The organism is Streptococcus symci, assembly GCF_006385165.1.
Taxonomy (GTDB): Bacteria; Bacillota; Bacilli; order Lactobacillales; family Streptococcaceae; genus Streptococcus; species Streptococcus symci.
The window spans coordinates 1-21,682 of sequence record NZ_VFJA01000003.1 but is presented as its reverse complement, the minus strand read 5'-3'; the positions used below and the strand labels follow the sequence as shown (position 1 = coordinate 21,682).

Below are 21,682 nucleotides of genomic sequence, written 5' to 3'. Positions count from 1 at the left end.
ATTCATTCTGCTAGACTCGTTTTCACTAGCAACTATAAGGATACTAGGTCATCTAGCAAGTGGATTTTATATTTTAACCCTCTAAGGCTTTCTCGCGCTTTGATGCGAGGAGCTTTTCTGTTTAAGCTTTATCAATAAAACATGCTATAATAGTTGCAGAAAGGTTGGTATTTATGGCTAGGATATTGGTTATTGAAGACAATAGTGACATTCAAGAAATTTTGCGAACACTTCTCACTGAGGAGCATGAGGTGATTCAAGCCTTTTCTGGTACAGAAGGAATCATGCGTTTTGACCAAGGTGGGATTGACCTCGTTTTGCTAGATATCATGCTTCCTGGAAAAAATGGGGATCAGGTTTTAAAAGCCATCAGGGAACAAAGCCAAACTCCAGTCATTATGCTAACAGCTTTGAGCGATAAAAAGTTAATCAGTCAATATCTCTTAGATGGTGCCAATGATTATATAGTGAAACCTTTTGATTTGGATGAAGTCTTTGCAAGAGTTACTGTTCAGTTACGCCAAAGTGTAGAAAAACAGCCTATGGAAATAGAAAAAACTGAAAATTTGTCACAAAACTTAAAAAATATCCAGTTTGATGCAGAAAGTTTTGAAATCAAAAATAGTCAGGAAACGATTCGTCTTGCCAAGAAAGAATGCTTGATTCTTCAAACTCTCCTCAAACATCCTAAGAAAATATTCACCAAGGAAGAACTTTATGAATTGGTCTGGGAGGAGAGTTATCTACCTGGAGATAATACTCTCAATACGCATTTGAGTAATCTTCGTAAAAAATTAAACCAGCTTGACCCAAATCAAGAACATATTGAAACCATCTGGGGAGTTGGGGTAAGATTAAAAGGAGACAAGCAATGACCTACATGATAATTTTTGTTCTACTGGTACTCCTAATTATTTTATCGATTGCATTGATTCGCTACCATCTAGCACTTAAAAACTTTAGTCAACAGATTGAAGACAAGATTCTCACAGGTAGTATGAAAAGAGTCGGAGTCAGCATTTTTTCCAAACATTTTTTACATCTCTACCAGCAAATTGAAAATCTATTTCAAGAAGTAGAACAATCTCGGTTGGTTATGAAAAGGGAAAAGCAGACTCTGGATATGGCCATCAGCAATATCGCTCATGATATTCGGACTCCTTTGACTATCGCTTCAGGCTACACCCAACAATTGATAAAAACTCCTGAAAACAAAGCAGAAACCTTACAAAAAATAGCCCAGTATCTTGATTTAGTTTCCAAACGTTTAGAGGCTCTTCTAGAATACCGTCGTTTGATGGAAGGGGCTGTCAAACCAAAACTGGAAGAAGTGGATCTTTCAGCTTTTATCACCAAAAAGACTCTGGCTTATTATGATGTTTTTCAGGCGGCAAATATCACGCTTGATTTTAAAGTTGAAGCTGGTTTAACAACGAGGACTGATGAAGACTTGCTGGATCGAATTTTACAAAATCTGCTTGGAAATGTCCTCAAACATGGCAAGGAAGAAGCGCGTCTATCTTTGAGAAAGGAAAAGGAACAGCTTGTCTTAGAGATTGCAAACCTTGTTAAACAGCCCATCAAAAGAATAGAAAATCTCAGTAACCGTTTTTATTCTGAAAATCTATCTGATACGGAAGAATCTTCTGGTTTAGGTCTTTATATCACTGAGGAATTATGCCATCTTCTCGGTGCAGAGATGAAACTAAGAACAGATGGGCAATGGTTGTCAGTTTTTATTTATTTTTAACAAAAAGAAACCTCCTCTGTAGGCTAGAGGAGGTCGTTTTATTATAGACTTTTCTTTTTGAAAACTGCCAGTCCACCTATATTAAAGATTACAATAACAGCTAAGGTAACTATAAGGGTATAGAAAATTGATTCACTATTAGCAGTCATAGCATAGAAAAACTGCAATGATAAATATGGCAAAATTTTGATAGTTGGAAAAATGAGCATTGGCATAGAAAGTAAGATAGAGCTGACAAAATAACCAATAAATACTGCAAGATAAGAATGACTAACATAGAGAATGAAGGAAACGATGGAAAGCCAAGCAAGTAGGCAAAGAAATTGAAGGAAAATGGTTATCAGTAGATTCCCAATAAAGCCATCAGGTATCGTACCAAGACCGTTTAGAATAGTTGCTGGAATAAAGGCAATTACAAGACAGATGATCACTTGTAAAAGTGCAATACAAGCCAATACAAAGGCTTTGGCTAGAAAAAACTCGGTACGAGAGACACCCACTGTTAAATTATTTTTATAGAGTTTACCGATTAAATCAACTCCAAGAACGAGGCAAGCTAGAATGATGCAGAGAAAAACGAGGTTTGAACCTTGACTAGATGCGTTGATCAGGGCTTGTACACCATTCCAACCTTGGGTTGGAATTTCTGGTTCTTCTGTCTGGATTGCCATCAGATGACCCGTAGCTCCTATACTTGCTCCCATTAGCATGAGAGCAAAGAGAACGAATTCTGTAATCCAGAATCCTTTGGAACGGAAAAGACGGTAAAAGTCTGCTTGAATGGTATGTATCATGATTTTCCTCCTATTCGACCAATTGAGTGAAGTATTCTTCTAGGTTTTGACGGGCATAGTAAATCTCGTCAATGGCAACATCTGCCAAGGTTAATTTCTTGAGAATCTGTTTGACATCTTGTTCCTGACCAAAGATATGGATTTCATTTTCTGGATTAACAACCTTGAACTGGAGCTGGATTTGTTCTTTCAATACTTGACAAGCTTTCTCTTGGTCGGCTGTCTTAAGCACAATATAATCTTCACTTAGTGTTTCGAATTCAGCTTTGCTGATTTCGCGGATAATCTTGCCTTGATCTAAAATACCAAAACGATTAGCTACGAGGTAGAGTTCTGACAAGATATGGCTAGAGATGAGAATGGTTATCCCTTGTTCTTGATTGAGGCGTTGAATCATTAGTCGAAATTCTTTGATACCGATTGGGTCGAGACCATTGATAGGTTCATCTAAAATCAGGAAGTCTGGTTTGGATAGGAGGGCAATGGCGATACCAAGTCTTTGTTTCATTCCTAGCGAGAAATCACGAAAAACTTTTTTACCTGTATCTGGCAAACCTACATAGTCCAGCGTTTCTCGAATGACTTGATCAGCATTTGGAATATGACGAATCATACAGTAATACTTCAGATTTTGATAGGCTGTTAAGTGATTATGAGCTACAGGTGATTCTATTACTGAACCTACTCGAGATAGAGCCTTGGTCCACTCATTTTCCGTTTGGCTAGAGAAGAGGGAAACAGTTCCTTTATCCGCAAACAGTAGTTGCGTAATGATTTTTATCAAGGTGGTTTTCCCAGCTCCGTTCTTCCCGATAAGTCCATAAATATCTCCCTCTCTTATCGTTAGATGAAGATCCTGAAGAATAGCTTGTTTGTCAAAGTTTTTGGATAATCCATGAATGTCAAGTACTGTTTTCATGATTCTCTCCTTTTGATTTATTTTGATAACTTTAGTATAAAGCATAGAAATCAAAGAAAGCTCAAGGATTTCTAAAGAGTTTCTAAAGTTTTAGGAATTCTTAAATATCAAAACCCAGTTGACACGAACTGGGCTTCTTAATTATAAAATATATTTCTCAATGGCACGCGCAACGCCGTCTTCTTCGTTGCTGGCTGTAATGTCATCAGCTAGGGATTTGACATAATCGCTGGCATTTCCCATTGCAATACCAAGCCCTGCAAACTGGAGCATTTCGATGTCGTTATTGGCATCACCCATGGCCATAATTTCTGATGGTTCAATCTTCAAAATCTCAACTAATCGTGAAAGAGCAGTAGCCTTTGTCGTTCCAAGTGGCATGGCTTCATAAATGACAGGCTGTGAACGAACTCCACTAAATCGTTGACAGAGTTCCTCAGCAAACCGATCTTCAAAATCGTTCGTTTGGCTCTCTGTCCCCAAAAACATCCCTTGGAACATACGGTACTTGCCACTAGTCGCTTCCTCAAGGGAAATTTCAGTCAGGTCTGAAAAGACTAGCTCGGCATCATTTTGGATAACTTGATTGGGCTTGCCACCGAGGACAAAATAATGTTCCTCATCAAAAAGAGTCAACTGAACATCACTTTTTTCAGCTAGGTCATAGAGATATTCGATATCAGCTGGACTCAGTTCTTGCCAATCAACCAGACTCCAATCACTTGTCTGGTGAGTTGAGCAACCGTTGTTAACAATCACATACTCATTCTGGAGATCAAGACCCAGTTTTTGATAGTAGGGGAGGACGCCAAAAAGCGGGCGACCCGTACAGAGAACTAGTTTGACACCTTTTTCAATAGCTTGGTGAATAGCAGTAATATGAGCTTGTGGGATTTCCTTGGCTTCATTGAGGAGGGTTCCGTCCATATCCAAGGCTAGTAGTTTAATCATAGGTTTTCCTTCTTTATCTTTTGGTATTATTATAGCATATTTTAGAGGAAAGGAGGAGGAATCTTCGGGCTAATCATGGTATAATAAAAGGTAATGAAAAATTCCAACGAGGCAGAGATGAAATTACTTTATACTGATATTCGGACTTCTTTGACTGAAATTTTAACCAAAGAGGCAGAGGAGCTAGTTGCTGCTGGCAAGCGAGTCTTCTACATCGCCCCCAACTCTCTTTCTTTTGAAAAAGAACGCGCCGTGCTGGAATGCTTGTCCCAGCAGGCTTCTTTTGCGATTACCGTTACGCGCTTTGCTCAAATGGCTCGTTATCTGGTCTTGAATGACCTGCCTGCCAAGACCAGTCTTGATGATATCGGTCTTGGGATGGCCTTTTATAAATTCCTTGCGGAACTTGACCCCAAGGACTTGCGTGTTTATGGTGCGACTAAGCAGGATCCTCAATTTATCCAGCAGTTGATTGAGCTTTACCACGAGATGACCAAAGCTCAGATGAGTTTTTTGGACTTGGAGAGTTTGACGGATGAGGACAAGAGAGCCGATTTACTCTTGATTTTTGAGAAGGTAACGGCCTACCTCAATCAAGGTCAGTTGTCTCAAGGAAGTCAGTTATCCCATTTGATTGAGGCTATTGAGAATGACAAAGTAAGTAGTGATTTTAGCCAGATTGCCTTGGTCATTGATGGATTTACCCGTTTTTCTGCTGAGGAAGAGCGGATTGTGGACCTACTTCATGGCAAGGGTGTTGAAATTGTCATTGGAGCCTATGCTAGTAAGAAAGCTTATACCAGCCCATTCGCTGAAGGCAATCTCTATCAAGCCAGTGTGGACTTTCTCCATCATCTAGCCTCTAAATACCAAACTCCTGCTCAAGACCGTTCTCAGATTCATGAGAAGATGGATAGTTTTGATAAGGCCTCTCGTTTGCTAGAGTCTTCTTATGACTTTTCAGAATTCACCTTGGATGTCGATGAGAAGGACTGTGAAAACTTACAAATCTGGTCTTGTTTGACGCAAAAAGAGGAGTTGGAGCTAGTAGCCCGTAGCATCCGTCAGAAATTACATGAGAACTCAGACCTGAGCTACAAGCATTTTCGTATTCTCTTGGGGGATGTAGATTCTTATCAGTTATCTCTAAAAACGATTTTTAACCAGTATCAGATTCCTTTCTATCTTGGAAAAAGCGAATCCATGGCGCACCACCCTTTGACACAGTTTGTCGAGTCTATTTTAGCTTTAAAACGCTATCGTTTCCGTCAGGAGGATTTGATAAACCTTCTTAGAACAGGTTTGTATACCGACCTTAGTCAGGCTGATATTGATGCTTTTGAGCAATATATCCGCTATCTTGGTATCAATGGCTTGCCAGCCTTTCAGCAAACCTTCACCAAGTCCCATCACAGAAAATTTGATTTAGAGCGTTTAAATGCTCTTCGTCTGCGTATTTTAACACCTCTTGAAACCCTCTTTGCCAGTCGAAAACAAAAGGCTGAAAATCTCCTACAAAAATGGAATGTCTTTCTAAAAGAGGGAGCGGTGACCAAGCAGTTGCAAGATTTGACAGCAACTATGGAAGCTCTTGAACAGGAAAGACAAGCCGAAGTTTGGAAGGCTTTCTGTCATGTTTTAGAACAATTTGCGACTGTTTTTGCTGGTTCACAGGTTAGTCTAGAGGACTTCTTAGCCCTGCTCCATTCTGGAATGAGCCTATCTCAATACCGTACTATTCCAGCGACAGTGGATACTGTTCTGGTGCAGAGTTACGATTTGATTGCACCATTGACTGCTGACTTTGTCTATGCTATTGGTCTGACTCAGGACAATTTACCAAAAATCGCGCAGAATACCAGTCTTTTGACTGATGAAGAAAGGCAAAACCTAAACCAAGCGACAGAAGAAGGCGTTCAATTGCTGATTGCCAGCAGTGAAAACCTCAAGAAAAATCGCTATACTATGCTTTCCTTGATCAATTCTGCTCGTAAGCAATTGGTCTTGTCGGCTCCAAGCCTTTTTAACGAAAGTGAAAGCAAGGAATCAGCTTATCTTCAAGAGCTAGTCCATTTTGGATTTAGCAGGAAAGAGAAGAGGATGAATCACAAAGGGCTGTCTAAGGAGGATATGGGGTCATATCACAGTCTTTTGTCCAGTCTGGTTGCCTATCACCAGCAGGGCGAGACGAGTGATACCGAGCAAGATTTGACCTTTGTCAAGGTTCTTGCGCGTGTGATGGGTAAAAAACTAGAACAGCAAGGTCTGGAAAATCCAGCCCTCCCAATCAGTCCAAGCAGTAAGCAGTTGACTAAGGATACCTTACAAGCTCTCTATCCTACTGATCAGGAGTTTTACCTGTCTACCTCTGGTTTGACGGAGTTTTATCGCAATGAATACAGTTATTTCCTACGTTATGTTCTAGGCTTGCAAGAGGAATTACGCCTGCGTCCTGATGCCCGCAGTCACGGGAATTTCTTGCATCGTATTTTTGAACGTGCCTTGCAGTTGCCTGACGAAGATTCCTTTGACAACCGTCTAGAACAAGCTATTCAAGAAACCAGTCAAGAACGCGAATTTGAAGCTATATATCAAGAAAGTTTGGAAGCCCAGTTTACCAAGGAAGTTTTGCTTGATGTTGCACGGACGACTGGACATATTCTCCGACACAATCCAGCCATCGAAACTATTAAAGAAGAGGCAAATTTTGATGGAAAAGAGCAGGCCTTTATTCAATTAGACAATGGACGCAGTGTCTTTGTACGAGGTAAGGTTGACCGCATTGACCGTTTGAAAGCGGATGGATCGATAGGAGTAGTAGACTACAAGTCCAGTCTGACCCAGTTCCAGTTTCCTCATTTCTTTAATGGGCTCAATTCCCAGTTACCAACCTACCTAGCTGCCCTAAAAAGAGAAGGGGAGGAGAATTTTTTCGGTGCCATGTACTTGGAAATGGCTGAACCTGTCCAATCTCTGATGGCCGTTAAAAATCTGTCAGGTGCAGTAGTAGAAGCCAGCAAGTCTATGAAATACCAAGGCCTCTTTTTAGAAAAAGAAAGCAGTCATTTAGGCGAATTTTATAACAAAAACAAAGCCAATCAACTGACAGATGAGGAATTCCAGCTCCTACTGGACTACAATGCACAACTTTACAAGAAAGCAGCTGAGAAGATTTTAGCAGGCCGGTTCGCCATTAATCCTTATACCGAAAATGGCAGAAGCATTGCCCCATACGTCCAGCAACACCAAGCCATCACAGGATTTGAAGCCAATTACCACTTGGGCCAAGCTCGTTTTCTAGAAAAGTTGGACTTAACTGATGGCAAGCGTCTGGTCGGAGAAAAGCTCAAGCAAGCTTGGTTTGAAAAAATAAGAGAGGAGTTGAATCGATGAAGCCTATTCCCTTTTTAACTGAGAAGGAAATTCAAAAATTGCAAGAAGTAGAAGCAAATTCGAGCAAGGAACAAAAGAAAACTGCCGAACAAATCGAAGCCATCTACACTTCTGGTCAAAATATCCTTGTCTCAGCGTCGGCTGGTTCTGGTAAAACCTTTGTCATCGCCGAGCGTATTCTGGACCAATTAGCGCGTGGAGTGGAAATCAGTCAACTCTTTATCTCAACCTTTACCGTTAAGGCTGCCACAGAGCTTAAAGAACGTTTAGAGAAAAAAATCAGCCAACAAATCCAAGAAAGTATCGATGTTGACCTCAAACAACACTTGGGTCGCCAGTTGGCAGACCTACCCAACGTAGCCATCGGAACCATGGACTCTTTTACACAAAAATTCCTTGGCAAACATGGTTATCTGCTTGATATTGCGCCTAATTTCAGGATTTTACAAAACCAAAGCGAGCAACTCCTTCTAAAAAACGAAGTATTCCATGAGGTCTTTGAAGCCCATTACCAAAGCAAACAGAAAGAGACCTTTAGTCATTTGCTGAAAAATTTTGCTGGGCGTGGCAAGGATGAAAGAGGTCTGCGCCAGCAGGTCTATAAAATCTATGATTTCATCCAATCCACCAGCAATCCTCAGAAATGGCTGAGCGAGTCTTTCCTAAAAGGCTTTGAAAAAGCTGATTTTACCAGTGAAAAAGAAAAACTGACTGAGCAAATCAAGCAGGCACTTTGGGATTTGGAAAGCTTTTTCCGTTATCATCTGGATAACGATGCCAAGGAGTTTCCAAAGGCTGCTTATCTAGAAAGTGTTCAATTAATTCTGGATGAGATTGGCTCCTTAAATCAAGAATCCGATGGTCAGGCTTATCAAGCAGTGCTTGCGCGTGTTGTCGCCATTTCGAAAGAGAAAAATGGTCGGGCTCTGACTAATGCCAGTCGTAAGGCTGATTTGAAGCCCCTGGCTGATGCTTACAACGAAGAAAGAAAAGCCCAGTTTGCTAAACTAGGACAACTGTCAGACCAGATAACCATTCTCGACTATCAAGAACGTTTCCATCAAGAAACATGGGGATTAGCTAAAACCTTCCAATCTTTCATGAGCGATTTTGTGGAGGCTTATCGTCAGCGTAAACGTCAGGAAAATGCCTTTGAATTCGCTGATATCAGCCATTACACTATTGAGATTTTAGAGAATTTCCCGCAAGTTCGTGAGGCTTATCAAGAACGTTTCTACGAAGTCATGGTTGATGAGTACCAGGACACCAACCACATTCAAGAACGGATGTTGGAATTGCTGTCGAATGGTCACAATCGCTTTATGGTTGGAGATATCAAGCAGTCCATCTACCGTTTCCGTCAGGCAGACCCGCAGATTTTCAATGAAAAGTTCCAACGCTATGCGCAAAATCCCCAAGAAGGAAAGCTGATTCTCCTGAAGGAAAATTTCCGTAGTAGTTCAGAAGTGCTGTCAGCAACCAATGATGTTTTTGAACGCCTTATGGACCAAGAGGTCGGCGAAATCAACTATGATAACATGCACCAGCTTGTTTTTGCCAATACCAAACTGACTCCCAATCCAGACAACAAGGCAGAATTGCTCCTCTACGATAAGGATGACACAGGTGAGGAAGAAGAGAGCCAAGCAGAAACGAAATTAACAGGGGAAATGCGCTTAGTTATCAAGGAAATCCTTAAACTTCATCAGGAACAAGGTGTTGCCTTTAAAGAAATCGCCCTTCTGACCTCCAGCCGCAGTCGTAATGATCAGATTCTCCTCGCCCTGTCTGAGTACGGAATTCCTGTCAAAACTGACGGAGAGCAGAACAATTACCTACAATCTCTAGAAGTGCAAGTCATGCTAGACACCCTTCGTGTCATTCACAATCCTCTTCAAGACTATGCCTTGGTTGCCCTTTTGAAGTCTCCAATGTTTGGCTTTGACGAGGACGAGTTAGCACGTTTGTCCCTTCAGAAAGCAGAGAATAAAGTCCAAGAAAATCTCTATGAAAAACTGGTCAATTCACAAAAAATGGTGACAAGCCAGAAAGAGTTAATTCACTCAACACTAGCTGATAAGCTAAATCAATTCATGGATATCTTGGATTCTTGGCGCTTGTATGCCAAAACCCACTCCCTCTATGACTTGATTTGGAAGATTTACAACGACCGTTTTTATTATGATTATGTGGGTGCTTTGCCAAATGGTCCTGCTAGACAGGCCAATCTCTACGCACTAGCTTTGAGAGCAGATCAATTTGAAAAGAGCAATTTCAAGGGCTTGTCTCGTTTTATTGGTATGATTAACCAAGTTTTAGAAGCCCAGCACGATTTGGCAAGCGTGGCTGTCGCACCGCCAAAAGATGCAGTAGAGCTCATGACCATCCACAAGAGTAAAGGGCTGGAGTTTCCTTACGTCTTTATCCTCAATATGGATCAAGACTTTAACAAGCAAGACAGCATGTCAGAAGTCATTCTCAGTCGTCAGAATGGTATTGGTGTCAAATATATTGCCAAAATAGAGACAGGAGCAGTAGAAGACTACTATCCTAAAACCATCAAACTCTCCATTCCTAGTCTGACCTATAGACAGAACGAAGAAGAATTACAGCTGGCAAGCTATTCAGAGCAAATGCGTCTACTGTATGTTGCTATGACACGGGCTGAGAAAAAGCTTTATCTTATCGGTAAGGGTTCTCGTGAAAAGCTGGAAGCCAAGGAATACCCAGCAGCTAAAAATGGAAAACTAAACAGCAACACTAGACTTCAAGCCAAGAATTTCCAAGATTGGATTTGGGCTATCAGTAAAGTATTTGCCAAGGATCATCTCAACTTTAGCTATCGTTTTGTTGGTGAAGATCAGCTGACTACAGAAGCTATCGGTCAGTTGGAAAACAAAAGTCCTCTCCAAGATAGCTCCCAAGTAGACAATCGTCAGTCAGAAACCATCAAAGAAGCCCTTGAAATGCTGAAAGAGGTTGAAGTCTATAATACTCTTCACCGCGCAGCCATTGAACTTCCTAGTGTTCAAACCCCAAGTCAAATCAAGAAATTCTACGAACCAGTTATGGATATGGATGGTGTCGAGATTGCAGGTCAAGGCAAGTCAGTAGACAAGAAAATCAACTTTGATTTGCCAGATTTTTCAACCAAAGAAAAAGTAACAGGAGCTGAGATTGGGAGTGCTACCCACGAACTGATGCAGAGAATTGACCTCAGTCAGAGACCAACGCTTGCTAGCCTGACAGAAACTCTCAAACAAGTTCAAACCAGCCCAGCTGTCAGAGACAAGATTAATCTTTCGAAAATTCTTGCATTCTTTGACACAGCACTCGGTCAGGAAATTCTCGCCAATACCGACTATCTCTACCGCGAGCAACCCTTTTCTATGCTCAAAAAAGACCAAAAGAGTCAGGAAGACTTCGTTGTGCGTGGTATCTTGGACGGCTATCTACTTTATAAGGATAGAATCGTTCTGTTCGACTACAAGACCGACCGCTATGATGATCCAAGTCAACTCATTGATCGCTATCGTGGTCAGTTAGCCCTTTATGGAGAGGCTTTATCTCGAGCCTATTCGATTGAAAATATTGAGAAATACTTGATTTTACTCGGTAAAGACGAGGTTCAGGTTGTAAAAGTATAATCTAGAAAGGAGACCTCATGACACTTCCAGTTAGAAAATCCCTGCACGATGCGGTTTTACAGGCTTCAAAAGCTGATACTTGGGAACAAGCTACCAAGGAATGGAATGAAGTTTCCTTGATTTTTAATGGTATTGGCCGTAGCAATTGTGTCTGTGGAAATGCTATCAAATACGCCTACGAACTCTTTAACGGTGTCACAGGTCAACGCCTCTTTCCGATTGGTAGCGACTGCGTCAGACACTTTCATCGATTGACCCTTGACCAGCAACTGGAAGAGGAAGAAAAACTGCTCAGAAAGGTTGAAAATCTAACCAGAAAAGCCCAGAAAAAGGAAAAAATCAAAGTCAATAAGAGTGACTTTGACGAGCGTCTTCTAAAATGGCTCTGGGAAAAAGGTGTTTTTAAACCCAATCGTGGCAATCAGTTCTCACCTGAGAAAGACTACCAGCTCTTCCTAGAAGTCTTTCAAGGAGGAAGTTGGACCAAGGCAGAGCCCAAGAAGAAGGCTCGGATGGAAGAAGTCCTTGAAAAGTGTATCAAACCCTTTTTACTTGGCAAATCAGATGACCACCTCTACCTTGTCAAGCTAGGAAAGGAAAAAATTGACTACGAACAGGAACTCCGTATCCAGGCAGAGAAAGAGCGCAAGAAAAGAGATAGAATCGCCAAACAATATGCAGACAATCTGGTACTAGCCATGGGACCAGCAGAGCGTGCCTATCAAGACTACTTTGGCTTTACAGAAACCTTAACCCAAGAAGAACGCAAGTGGGAGAAAATACTTTTTGGTAAAAATCGTACAGAACGGGCTGTCAAGGCCAAACAATACCAAAAAGAGTTGGAAAAAGACCAACGAATTGCTATTCAGGATCCAATTGAAAGAAAGCAGAAGCAGACCTGGCTCCTCAATTCCTATTTTCGTGAGCTTCCTGAAGAAAAAGCTCGATTTTCTAGGCTCTTATTAGAATATCGAAAAAGTGGAGAAGTGCCATTTTCAACTGAATATCTGTCAGACCATCTGCTCGACTTTTTCTATAAAATGAAAGCCTTTGAGTTTGAAATCGCACCAGAACAAGTTCGAGATTTTCTAAAAGAAAGCCTCCAGACAGACATTCTATCCTCAGCACAGGAAAGCTGGATAGAAGGAATTTTGACAAATTGTATAGTCCCATTTTTATCTCGAATACTCATCTAAAACTAAATATATAAGATATAGAATTTTATATAAGGTTAATATACAAATCAAGTGGGGTTGAAATCAGTCTTCTTTTAAAAAGTAGCTATTACAAATAAAAGCTTGTGCAAAAAAGAATAATTTATGATAGAATAGAGGATAAGAAAGAAAACGTTTTTACAGTTTTTTCAATCCGAAGGAGATATATTATGGCCACTATTCAATGGTTTCCTGGTCACATGTCCAAAGCTCGTCGACAGGTGCAGGAAAATTTAAAATTTGTTGATTTTGTAACGATTTTGGTGGATGCACGCTTACCTCTATCTAGTCAAAATCCTATGTTGACCAAAATTGTCGGTGACAAACCAAAACTCTTGATTTTAAACAAGGCGGACTTGGACGATCCAGCAATGACCAAGGAATGGCGTCAGTATTTTGAATCAAAGGGAATCCAGACTCTAGCTATCAACTCCAAAGAGCAAGTGACTGTAAAAGTTGTAACAGATGCAGCTAAAAAGCTCATGGCTGATAAGATTGCTCGCCAGAAAGAACGTGGGATTAAAATTGAAACCTTACGTACCATGATTATCGGGATTCCAAATGCTGGTAAATCCACTCTTATGAACCGTTTAGCTGGTAAGAAAATTGCCGTTGTCGGCAATAAACCAGGTGTTACCAAGGGACAACAATGGCTCAAAACCAATAAAGACCTGGAAATTTTGGATACGCCAGGGATTCTTTGGCCTAAGTTTGAAGATGAAACTGTTGCGCTTAAGTTAGCCTTAACGGGAGCTATTAAAGACCAGTTGCTTCCTATGGACGAGGTAACTATTTTTGGCCTCAATTATTTCAAAGAACATTATCCAGAAAAGCTGGCTGAACGCTTCAAACAGATGAAAATCGAGGAAGAAGCGCCTGTTATTATTATGGATATGACCCGCGCCCTCGGTTTCCGTGACGACTATGACCGTTTCTACAGTCTCTTCGTGAAGGAAGTCCGCGACGGCAAACTCGGTAACTATACCTTAGATACATTGGAAGACCTCGATGGAGACGATTAAAGAAATCAAAGAACTCCTTGCTACAGTCAAGGACTTAGATAACCCTGTTTTTTTAGAGCTTGAAAAGGATAATCGCTCAGGAGTTCAAAAGGAAATCAGCAAGCGTAAAAAAGCCATTCAGGCTGAATTGAATGAGGATCGTCGTTTGGAATCCATGCTTTCCTACGAAAAAGAACTTTACAAACAAGGATTGACCTTAATTGCAGGTGTTGATGAGGTCGGTCGAGGTCCTCTGGCTGGGCCAGTAGTTGCTGCAGCCGTTATTTTGCCTAAAAATTGTAAGATTAGAGGCCTCAACGACAGCAAGAAAATTCCTAAAAAGAAACATCTAGAAATTTATCAAGCCGTTCAAGATCAAGCCTTATCAATCGGCATTGGTATCATGGATAATCAGGTCATCGACCAAGTCAATATCTATGAAGCAACCAAACTGGCCATGCAGGAAGCAATATCCCAGCTCAGTCCTCAACCTGAGCACCTTTTGATAGATGCCATGAAACTGGAATTACCCATTTCACAAACCTCCATCATCAAAGGTGATGCTAATTCCCTCTCCATTGCAGCAGCTTCTATAATAGCCAAGGTGACACGTGATGAATTGATGAAGGAATACGATCAGCAGTTCCCTGGCTATGACTTTACTGCTAATGCAGGATATGGAACAGTTAAACACCTGGAAGGCCTCACAAAACTAGGAGTTACCCCAATTCACCGAACCAGCTTTGAACCCGTTAAATCACTGGTTTTAGGAGAAAAAGAAAGTTAAGTTAGAAGGAATGATTATGGAGGAACAGTCAGAAACACTCAGCTCCAAGAAAGAATTTGCCTTTGCCTCAAGTACTATATTATCCCAAGTTGGACGAGGAATCATCGTCGGTCTTGTCGTTGGAATTATCGTTGGATCCTTTCGTTTCTTAATCGAAAAAGGCTTCCACCTGATACAAGGACTTTATCAAGATCAAGCGCACCTAGTGCGCAATCTTTTTATCATTGGTCTATTTTATTTAATAGTTTGTTGGCTCAGTGCGAAATTAACTCGGTCAGAAAAAGACATCAAAGGTTCAGGAATTCCTCAAGTCGAAGCTGAATTAAAGGGTCTCATGACCCTCAACTGGTGGGGCGTACTTTGGAAAAAATATATTCTAGGAATTTTGGCTATTGCTAGTGGCCTTATGCTGGGGCGTGAAGGACCAAGTATTCAACTTGGAGCAGTCGGTGGTAAAGGAATTGCCAAATGGCTCAAATCCAGTCCAGTAGAGGAACGCTCCTTGATTGCTAGTGGAGCTGCCGCTGGTTTAGCTGCAGCCTTTAATGCACCGATTGCAGGACTTCTCTTTGTGGTAGAAGAAGTTTATCACCATTTTTCACGCTTTTTCTGGGTATCTACTCTCGCAGCTAGTCTCGTAGCAAACTTTGTCTCACTACTCATATTTGGCTTAACACCCGTACTGGACATGCCAGACAACATCCCACTCATGACCCTAGACCAGTATTGGATTTACCTCCTTATGGGAGTTTTTCTCGGGCTTTCCGGTTTTCTCTATGAGAAATCTGTACTCAATGTTGGTAAAGTTTATGATTGGATTGGTCAAAAAATCCGTTTGGATAGAGCTTATTATCCGATTCTTGCCTTCATCCTCATCATACCAGTCGGAATCTTCTTACCCCAAATCCTTGGTGGTGGAAATCAGCTGGTTCTTTCCTTAACTGAACAAGATTTTAGTTTCCAAGTTCTATTAGTTTACTTTTTGATTCGCTTTGTTTGGAGCATGATTAGTTATGGAAGTGGCCTTCCAGGAGGAATTTTCCTACCAATTTTAGCGCTAGGTTCCTTACTTGGTGCCCTAGTTGGTGTCATTTGTGTGAATATTGGACTTGTCAGTCAGGAGCAATTCCCTATATTTGTTATTCTAGGAATGAGTGGCTATTTTGGAGCAATATCTAAAGCTCCCTTAACTGCCATGATTCTGGTAACCGAGATGGTAGGCGACATTCGCAACCTCATGCCACTTGGATTAGTGACCTTGGTTGCCTACATCATCATGGATCTACTCAAGGGTGCACCAGTCTATGAAGCTATGTTGGAAAAAATGCTGCCTGAAGAAGCATCAGATGAAGGAGAAGTTACCCTTATTGAAATTCCTGTATCAGACAAAATTGCTGGGAAACAAGTACACGAACTCAATTTACCACACAATGTCCTTATCACAACCCAAGTTCATAATGGAAAAAGCCAAACCGTTAACGGTTCAACCAGAATGTATCTCGGTGATATGATTCATCTAGTGATTCCAAAAAGTGAAATTGGGAAAGTCAAGGATTTGTTGTTGTAGGAGTTTTGTACATAATTTATGTTATGTACAAAATAAATTTCTTAATTAAATATATTAGAAAACCGATTTTCAGTAATGAGATCGGTTTTTTCTTGTTAGAAATATTATAATATATTATAAAAAATGATTAAATTATTCTAGGTTATAGTATAATGAGAAAAGGAGGAAAGCTTAAATGAGTAATACTGGCATCAAAAAAAGTCATAAATGGCTTCTAATCGTTGTGTCACTCGCAATCATCACAGCAGGAGGTATTTTTATGTTTAGCATGTTAGGGAAATCTCAAGAAGAACATCGGAATAGAGAGTACGAAGTCAGTCTGGTGAATGCTTTAAAGAATTCCTATGAAGGGATAGAAGAGATCAAGATTACGGAACCTTATTATAGTGAGAAGCCAGGATCATGGTCTTGTGATATTGAAATAAAGTTCAGTGATAATCAAATGATAACTTATGGAATTAATCACAGATTAACTTATAAAGAAAACCACGATGGCCTTATGAAAGGAAATACTGATGAGGAAATTAATCAACAATGGTTGAAACTAAAAAAACACATTGGTAAAACAGAATCTACTGTTTTAGTGCAATATTCAAATGATGAAACAGGAGAGCAATAATGGTATTTAATTATACTGATAATTAATTGAATCATTTAAACCAAGATTTTGCTATTTATATTATAAATGAAGAGTTTTCAAGTAGAAAAAGGAGGAAATCTTAAATGAATAATTCCAGCATCAGAAAGAGTCATAAAAGGTTACTAATCGTTTTGTTACTCGCAATCATCACAGCAGGAGGTGTTTTTATGTTTAGCATGTTAGGGAAATTCCAAGAAGAGCGTCGGAATAGAGAGTACGAAGTCAGTTTGGTAAATTCCTTAAAGAATTCCTACCAAGGGATTAAGGAGATTAAGATTTCCAATCCAAACTACACAAACCCTCCAGGTTCATGGTCTTGTGATGTAGAAATCAAATTTAATGATGAAAGAAAAACTAACTATAGGATAGGTCATGGACTTAATGATAAAAAGAATTATCAAGGATCATTGACCAATGAGAAAAGGCAATTCCTTAACAATTACAAAGGAGTGACCGACTTAAAAGTAATTGTTACATATTCAGATAATAGCACAGGAGAACAATGATGACATTTTCCTATACAGACGAGCAGTTAAACAATTTAAATCGGGATTATGCTGTATATAGTGTAAACCTTGAATTCGCAAAGCGTAACGGTAGAACTTATGTCAATTCAAATCTCATTGATAATATATCTTCTGATAATTTAGAAAAAACCAACACTATAACCACCTCCGATGGTCAAGAATTCCGTGTTGTTGCGACTAAGTCTCACAAAGGAACAGGTTTTGATGGACTAGCGGTTGCACCAATTGTCAACGGTGAACCAAATTATAAAAATGTAGCTGTGATTGCTACAGGAACGGATTCAGAGAGTCCTACTAATATTGACAGATGTAAAACAACTTTTTCTTATTATAGTGTAATATAGGCTAATCTTATAGTATAATAAGAAAAAGGAGAACAACTTAAATGAATAATTCCAGCAATAAAAAAAGATATATAAGACTACTAATCGTTTTGTTACTCGTAGCCATCACAACAGGAGGTGTTTTTGTGTTTAGTATGTTAGGGAAGTCTCAAGAAGAGCGTCGAAATAGAGAATATGAAGTAAGTCTGGTTAATGCTTTAAAGAATTCCTATGAAGGGATTGAGGAGGTAACGATTACGAATCCATCGTACAGCTCAATTCCTTCAGACGCTTGGGGGGCGGATGTGAAACTAAAATTTTTTGATGGAACATCTAAAGAACATGTTTTAGCTTTTGATATAAACTCGAATAAAATTAGGATTGGAGTATATAATAAGGATGATGAAGAATTTCAACATTTTTTAAATTCTAAGCGAGGTTCTACTAAGTCAAAAGTTAAAGTTAAATATTCTAATGGTTCAGAAGGGGAGCTATGATGAATAAATACGTGTATACAGACAAACAACTTAATGAATTGAATCAAGGTCCGAATGTTTACAGTGTTAATACTGAGTTCGCACAGCGTAAAGAAAACCGAACAAACATTGTTACTGCTAAATCAGATAACGAGTTAAAAAAGGGTGAAACCAACACTATAACTACCTCCGATGGTCAAGAATTCCGTGTCATTGCGACTAAGTCTGACCCAGGGACAGGTTTTGATGGTTTGGCGGTAGCTCCGATGGTCAACGGCAAACCGGATTATAAAAGTGTATCTGTGATTGCTGCAGGGACTGATCCAGGGAGTTCTACTAAGATTGACATCTCTACAGCGCTGGTAGAAAGAGATACATCTTTGTCACCCCAATATTTTGTAGCGGACCGTTTCGTAAAAGAAATCATGGACGATCCCAGATATGAAGTTAGTCATCTATCGGGTTATTCACAAGGCTCTTATATGCTAAAGGTAGGAGCTAAATACCACATCCCTACGACTACCTTCAATGCTTGGTTTTATTATCTTTCACTTTCTAATGACGAAAAAGCATTCATAGACAAAAATCCAGCTATGTTTATTGATTATCGTAGAAAGTCTGATAATGTTGTCGTTATCAATGATTTCAATCACCCCGAATGGTTTAATAAGTCTTTCTTAAAAATGCCTGATACAATATACTGGCTGGACGGAACTAGCCACAATATCGATGATTGGGAGTTTGATCCTGTAACAGGTCAAGTTGTTGATGGTAAAGGTGGAAAACCCTTAATTAGTGGTGTTTATCGAGCTTATGCCAACAGTCTCCGAGAAATGGCTCATTACAAGGACTTGAAATCAAAATGGTCATCAGGTGGTATTAGTAGCTCTGAGGAAATATACCTAGATGCAGCTCAAGGTTCTATCCTATCATCATCTATGGCTACAGCAGCAAGAACTGGAGCTGATGAAGTGAGCGCCTTAGCCAAAAACGCCAATCAAGAATTACAAGAAATTTGGTCAAAAATCGATTTTACAAGCTACACAGCCTTGGCTCCCTATGAAGTTGAAAGCCTTTTCGCTAGCCAAGGTATCACTCAAGCACAGTTTATCGATACTTTTCAGGCAGAAACGGATCAAATAGTCGCTAAGATGAATGCTCCCGCCCAAGCATTTGAACAGTTAGATAAACAATTACAGGGAGTCATCGAAAAAACAGTAGCAACAGACACACAATTTGCTAAGGAGTTCAGACAATGGAAAGCAGAAATGTAAAATGGGATGCTATTAGGCAAAAAGAGAGGGAAATTCTTAACCTCGAAGAACAATACTATCTGGAAAAGAAAAAGTTAGAGAAAAAGACACTAGAATTAGAGGAACGTTCTGTAAGATTAGAAAAGATCATGAACGAAGAAGCTGATAAAATGTGCCTAGTATTAAGAAAGTTTTCATCACCAGCTGATTGTGTTAGAGAGTACTTTACAGAGATAGAAAATTTGAGATATCATTCTAACCAAGTTTATAGAACTAATGAAATAAAACTGGAAGAAGAAAAAGAAAAAATAGATAAAAAATTTCGACAAAGAAAAAATATCTTAGATGAAGAATATCAAAAACTAAGGAGAAATTATGCAAGCACCAATGAATGAGTACTATACTGATGAAGAATACCAATACGCTCTAAAACAAATGTATCGAATGATGGAAAGAAATCGTATTCTGGCTCAATGCCAATTGGCAAAGACCGCTAAAAATCAAATAAAAGAAAGTTTTGACCAAAAATCGAAAACAATTGCAAGAGATACTAAAGCAACAATAACAAGTATTAACAGCCAAATGGACACTGCAATACAAGGAAAAGTCCGCAAAAGTCTTGAAACAAAAATACCTAATATGTTAGTCAAGTATGATGATGTATAAAGAAGAATTTTTCGTATGGTTATATAGTTTTCTTTGCATCTATGTCCTCTACAACATCTTTCCGAAAAACTATAATTTTCTTGAAAAATATATAAGCCTATGCTATACTACTAGTAGACTTATTTATGGAGAAAATACATGAAACGTGAAATCTTACTGGAACGAATCGACAAACTAAAACAAATCATGCCCTGGTATGTTCTTGAATACTACCAATCTAAGCTTGCTGTCCCCTATAGTTTTACAACCTTGTACGAATACCTCAAGGAATATGATCGATTTTTCAGCTGGGTTTTAGAGTCTGGTATCTCAAACGCCGATAAAATATCTGATATTTCTTTATCTGTCTTGGAAAATATGTCTAAGAAAGACATGGAATCCTTTATCCTTTACCTACGTGAACGTCCTTTGCTGAATGCTAATACAACAAAGCAAGGTGTTTCACAGACAACTATCAATCGGACTTTGTCAGCACTTTCTAGTCTTTACAAGTATCTGACCGAGGAGGTTGAAAACGATCAAGGGGAACCTTATTTCTATCGTAATGTAATGAAGAAAGTTTCAACCAAGAAAAAGAAAGAAACACTTGCTGCCAGAGCTGAAAACATCAAGCAAAAACTCTTTCTAGGTGATGAAACAGAAGGTTTTCTAACTTATATCGACCAAGAGTACCCACAACAACTTTCAAATCGCGCTCTCTCATCATTCAACAAAAATAAAGAACGTGATTTGGCTATTATTGCCCTTCTCTTGGCTTCTGGTGTCCGTTTATCTGAAGCTGTTAATCTGGATCTAAGGGATCTCAACCTCAAAATGATGGTTATTGACGTTACAAGAAAAGGTGGCAAACGTGACTCGGTCAATGTCGCTGCCTTCGCCAAGCCTTATTTAGAGAATTATCTGGCCATTCGAAATCAACACTATAAGACGGAAAAAACAGATACAGCCCTTTTTTTGACTCTCTACAGAGGTGTTCCTAATCGTATCGATGCTTCCAGCGTTGAGAAAATGGTTGCTAAGTACTCTGAGGACTTCAAAGTCCGTGTAACACCCCATAAACTACGACATACCCTAGCAACTAGGCTCTATGATGCCACTAAATCGCAAGTTTTGGTCAGTCATCAGCTAGGACATGCCAGCACACAAGTCACTGATCTCTATACCCATATCGTCAATGATGAACAAAAGAATGCTCTAGATAGTTTATGAAATACATAAAATACATAAAATACATAAAATAAATTATGTAATATATAATTTTAAAAAAGAAGCTGGTCCTACAACCAACTTCTTTTTATTTTATCCAACTACCGCTTCAGCGATTTCTTCACGGCTAATACCAGCGAAGTAGCGTGTGATATCAATGGTTTCTAGCGCTTTGAGGACATCTTCGCGTTCGTATTTCACTCCACGAAGGACATCTTCTACTGCAGCAACATCTTCAATACCAAAGAAGTCACCATAAATCTTGATATCTTGGATTTTTGATTCAGTAACGTTAGCAAAGACTTCCACCTTACCACTGGTAAATTTTGTTCCACGACGGACGTTAAATTCAGGTGATTTACCGTAGTTCCAGTCCCAAGTACCAAACTTAGTATCCTTGATGCGGTTAATTTCAGCCAATTCTTGTTCAGAAAAAACATATTCAGTCATCTCTGGATACTCTTTTTTCATGTATTCCAAGAGTAAGTCACGGAATTCTTCGACTGTGATTTTTTCTGGTAATTCATTGACAATATTGGTGACACGGGCACGGACGGATTTCACACCT

Annotated in this window: 20 protein-coding genes; 16 read left to right on the top strand and 4 right to left on the bottom strand. The window is 39.6% G+C overall.

Features of this window, described 5'->3' with window-relative positions:
* Nucleotides 1-173 precede the first annotated feature (173 nt).
* Both FJN11_RS06745 and FJN11_RS06740 read left to right on the top strand, forming a co-directional pair.
* Nucleotides 174-875 carry a response regulator transcription factor gene (locus FJN11_RS06745; protein WP_140224400.1) on the top strand — a complete coding sequence of 234 codons (702 nt, stop codon included), beginning with the start codon at nucleotides 174-176 and terminating at the stop codon, nucleotides 873-875.
* The gene (locus FJN11_RS06740) at nucleotides 872-1,750 is read left to right on the top strand and encodes a sensor histidine kinase (RefSeq protein WP_140224399.1); all 879 of its coding nucleotides are present in this window, start codon (nucleotides 872-874) and stop codon (nucleotides 1,748-1,750) included. The genes FJN11_RS06745 and FJN11_RS06740 overlap by 4 nt, the downstream gene beginning before the upstream one ends.
* A gap of 41 nt (nucleotides 1,751-1,791) precedes the next feature.
* Here FJN11_RS06740 and FJN11_RS06735 read toward each other — a convergent pair whose 3' ends face one another.
* The 3 genes from FJN11_RS06735 to FJN11_RS06725 form a co-directional block, all read right to left on the bottom strand.
* A complete protein-coding gene (locus FJN11_RS06735; RefSeq protein WP_140224398.1) occupies nucleotides 1,792-2,544 on the bottom strand; it encodes an ABC transporter permease in 753 nt (250 codons plus the stop codon).
* Nucleotides 2,545-2,554: 10 nt separating this feature from the next.
* The gene (locus tag FJN11_RS06730) at nucleotides 2,555-3,463 is read right to left on the bottom strand and encodes an ATP-binding cassette domain-containing protein (protein ID WP_140224397.1); all 909 of its coding nucleotides are present in this window, start codon (nucleotides 3,461-3,463) and stop codon (nucleotides 2,555-2,557) included.
* Between the two features lie 141 nt (nucleotides 3,464-3,604).
* Entirely contained in the window at nucleotides 3,605-4,414 is an 810-nt protein-coding gene (locus FJN11_RS06725; protein ID WP_140224396.1) for a Cof-type HAD-IIB family hydrolase, read from the bottom strand.
* Between the two features lie 117 nt (nucleotides 4,415-4,531).
* Between FJN11_RS06725 and rexB the strand changes: the two genes are divergently transcribed.
* The 14 genes from rexB to xerS all read left to right on the top strand — a co-directional run bounded on the left by rexB (nucleotide 4,532) and on the right by xerS (nucleotide 21,117).
* Complete coding sequence (gene rexB, locus FJN11_RS06720) at nucleotides 4,532-7,807, top strand: ATP-dependent nuclease subunit B (RefSeq protein WP_140224395.1); 3,276 nt, start codon at nucleotides 4,532-4,534, stop codon at nucleotides 7,805-7,807.
* Nucleotides 7,804-11,454: a helicase-exonuclease AddAB subunit AddA gene (gene addA, locus FJN11_RS06715; protein ID WP_140224394.1), complete on the top strand. Its 3,651-nt coding sequence runs from the start codon at nucleotides 7,804-7,806 to the stop codon at nucleotides 11,452-11,454. The genes rexB and addA overlap by 4 nt, the downstream gene beginning before the upstream one ends.
* Before the next feature lie 17 nt (nucleotides 11,455-11,471).
* Complete coding sequence (locus FJN11_RS06710; RefSeq protein WP_140224393.1) at nucleotides 11,472-12,650, top strand: hypothetical protein; 1,179 nt, start codon at nucleotides 11,472-11,474, stop codon at nucleotides 12,648-12,650.
* Nucleotides 12,651-12,838: 188 nt separating this feature from the next.
* Nucleotides 12,839-13,690, top strand: a complete 852-nt coding sequence (ylqF, locus tag FJN11_RS06705) for a ribosome biogenesis GTPase YlqF (RefSeq protein WP_140224392.1) — start codon at nucleotides 12,839-12,841, stop codon at nucleotides 13,688-13,690.
* A complete protein-coding gene (locus FJN11_RS06700; protein WP_140224391.1) occupies nucleotides 13,677-14,456 on the top strand; it encodes a ribonuclease HII in 780 nt (259 codons plus the stop codon). The genes ylqF and FJN11_RS06700 overlap by 14 nt, the downstream gene beginning before the upstream one ends.
* A gap of 16 nt (nucleotides 14,457-14,472) precedes the next feature.
* Complete coding sequence (locus tag FJN11_RS06695; protein WP_140224390.1) at nucleotides 14,473-16,023, top strand: ClC family H(+)/Cl(-) exchange transporter; 1,551 nt, start codon at nucleotides 14,473-14,475, stop codon at nucleotides 16,021-16,023.
* A gap of 175 nt (nucleotides 16,024-16,198) precedes the next feature.
* Nucleotides 16,199-16,642 carry a hypothetical protein gene (locus tag FJN11_RS06690; protein WP_140224389.1) on the top strand — a complete coding sequence of 148 codons (444 nt, stop codon included), beginning with the start codon at nucleotides 16,199-16,201 and terminating at the stop codon, nucleotides 16,640-16,642.
* Nucleotides 16,643-16,746: 104 nt separating this feature from the next.
* The gene (locus FJN11_RS06685) at nucleotides 16,747-17,169 is read left to right on the top strand and encodes a hypothetical protein (RefSeq protein ID WP_140224388.1); all 423 of its coding nucleotides are present in this window, start codon (nucleotides 16,747-16,749) and stop codon (nucleotides 17,167-17,169) included.
* The gene (locus FJN11_RS06680) at nucleotides 17,169-17,534 is read left to right on the top strand and encodes a hypothetical protein (protein ID WP_140224387.1); all 366 of its coding nucleotides are present in this window, start codon (nucleotides 17,169-17,171) and stop codon (nucleotides 17,532-17,534) included. The genes FJN11_RS06685 and FJN11_RS06680 overlap by 1 nt, the downstream gene beginning before the upstream one ends.
* A gap of 41 nt (nucleotides 17,535-17,575) precedes the next feature.
* The gene (locus tag FJN11_RS06675; protein WP_140224386.1) at nucleotides 17,576-18,010 is read left to right on the top strand and encodes a hypothetical protein; all 435 of its coding nucleotides are present in this window, start codon (nucleotides 17,576-17,578) and stop codon (nucleotides 18,008-18,010) included.
* The gene (locus FJN11_RS06670; protein ID WP_140224385.1) at nucleotides 18,010-19,263 is read left to right on the top strand and encodes a hypothetical protein; all 1,254 of its coding nucleotides are present in this window, start codon (nucleotides 18,010-18,012) and stop codon (nucleotides 19,261-19,263) included. The genes FJN11_RS06675 and FJN11_RS06670 overlap by 1 nt, the downstream gene beginning before the upstream one ends.
* Nucleotides 19,245-19,637, top strand: a complete 393-nt coding sequence (locus FJN11_RS06665) for a hypothetical protein (protein ID WP_140224384.1) — start codon at nucleotides 19,245-19,247, stop codon at nucleotides 19,635-19,637. The genes FJN11_RS06670 and FJN11_RS06665 overlap by 19 nt, the downstream gene beginning before the upstream one ends.
* Nucleotides 19,618-19,908 (top strand): hypothetical protein, encoded by a 291-nt coding sequence (locus tag FJN11_RS06660; RefSeq protein WP_049491409.1) that lies wholly within the window; start codon nucleotides 19,618-19,620, stop codon nucleotides 19,906-19,908. Before FJN11_RS06665 ends, FJN11_RS06660 begins: the two co-directional genes overlap by 20 nt.
* A 138-nt stretch (nucleotides 19,909-20,046) precedes the next feature.
* Nucleotides 20,047-21,117 (top strand): tyrosine recombinase XerS, encoded by a 1,071-nt coding sequence (gene xerS, locus FJN11_RS06655; protein WP_049552144.1) that lies wholly within the window; start codon nucleotides 20,047-20,049, stop codon nucleotides 21,115-21,117.
* 90 nt (nucleotides 21,118-21,207) lie between these two features.
* On the opposite strand, the gene FJN11_RS06650 is transcribed toward xerS, so the two are convergent.
* On the bottom strand, nucleotides 21,208-21,682 hold a 475-nt coding region (locus FJN11_RS06650; RefSeq protein WP_281280808.1), incomplete at its 5' end, for a lipoate--protein ligase.

Excerpts from the sequence above, each read along its gene's own strand:
- FJN11_RS06745 (WP_140224400.1), top strand. The coding sequence starts at position 174 with ATGGCTAGGATATTGGTTATTGAAGACAATAGTGACATTCAAGAAATT.
- FJN11_RS06740 (WP_140224399.1), top strand. The coding sequence starts at position 872 with ATGACCTACATGATAATTTTTGTTCTACTGGTACTCCTAATTATTTTA.
- FJN11_RS06735 (WP_140224398.1), bottom strand. The coding sequence starts at position 2,544 with ATGATACATACCATTCAAGCAGACTTTTACCGTCTTTTCCGTTCCAAA.
- FJN11_RS06730 (WP_140224397.1), bottom strand. The coding sequence starts at position 3,463 with ATGAAAACAGTACTTGACATTCATGGATTATCCAAAAACTTTGACAAA.
- FJN11_RS06725 (WP_140224396.1), bottom strand. The coding sequence starts at position 4,414 with ATGATTAAACTACTAGCCTTGGATATGGACGGAACCCTCCTCAATGAA.
- rexB (WP_140224395.1), top strand. The coding sequence starts at position 4,532 with ATGAAATTACTTTATACTGATATTCGGACTTCTTTGACTGAAATTTTA.
- addA (WP_140224394.1), top strand. The coding sequence starts at position 7,804 with ATGAAGCCTATTCCCTTTTTAACTGAGAAGGAAATTCAAAAATTGCAA.
- FJN11_RS06710 (WP_140224393.1), top strand. The coding sequence starts at position 11,472 with ATGACACTTCCAGTTAGAAAATCCCTGCACGATGCGGTTTTACAGGCT.
- ylqF (WP_140224392.1), top strand. The coding sequence starts at position 12,839 with ATGGCCACTATTCAATGGTTTCCTGGTCACATGTCCAAAGCTCGTCGA.
- FJN11_RS06700 (WP_140224391.1), top strand. The coding sequence starts at position 13,677 with ATGGAGACGATTAAAGAAATCAAAGAACTCCTTGCTACAGTCAAGGAC.
- FJN11_RS06695 (WP_140224390.1), top strand. The coding sequence starts at position 14,473 with ATGGAGGAACAGTCAGAAACACTCAGCTCCAAGAAAGAATTTGCCTTT.
- FJN11_RS06690 (WP_140224389.1), top strand. The coding sequence starts at position 16,199 with ATGAGTAATACTGGCATCAAAAAAAGTCATAAATGGCTTCTAATCGTT.
- FJN11_RS06685 (WP_140224388.1), top strand. The coding sequence starts at position 16,747 with ATGAATAATTCCAGCATCAGAAAGAGTCATAAAAGGTTACTAATCGTT.
- FJN11_RS06680 (WP_140224387.1), top strand. The coding sequence starts at position 17,169 with ATGACATTTTCCTATACAGACGAGCAGTTAAACAATTTAAATCGGGAT.
- FJN11_RS06675 (WP_140224386.1), top strand. The coding sequence starts at position 17,576 with ATGAATAATTCCAGCAATAAAAAAAGATATATAAGACTACTAATCGTT.
- FJN11_RS06670 (WP_140224385.1), top strand. The coding sequence starts at position 18,010 with ATGAATAAATACGTGTATACAGACAAACAACTTAATGAATTGAATCAA.
- FJN11_RS06665 (WP_140224384.1), top strand. The coding sequence starts at position 19,245 with ATGGAAAGCAGAAATGTAAAATGGGATGCTATTAGGCAAAAAGAGAGG.
- FJN11_RS06660 (WP_049491409.1), top strand. The coding sequence starts at position 19,618 with ATGCAAGCACCAATGAATGAGTACTATACTGATGAAGAATACCAATAC.
- xerS (WP_049552144.1), top strand. The coding sequence starts at position 20,047 with ATGAAACGTGAAATCTTACTGGAACGAATCGACAAACTAAAACAAATC.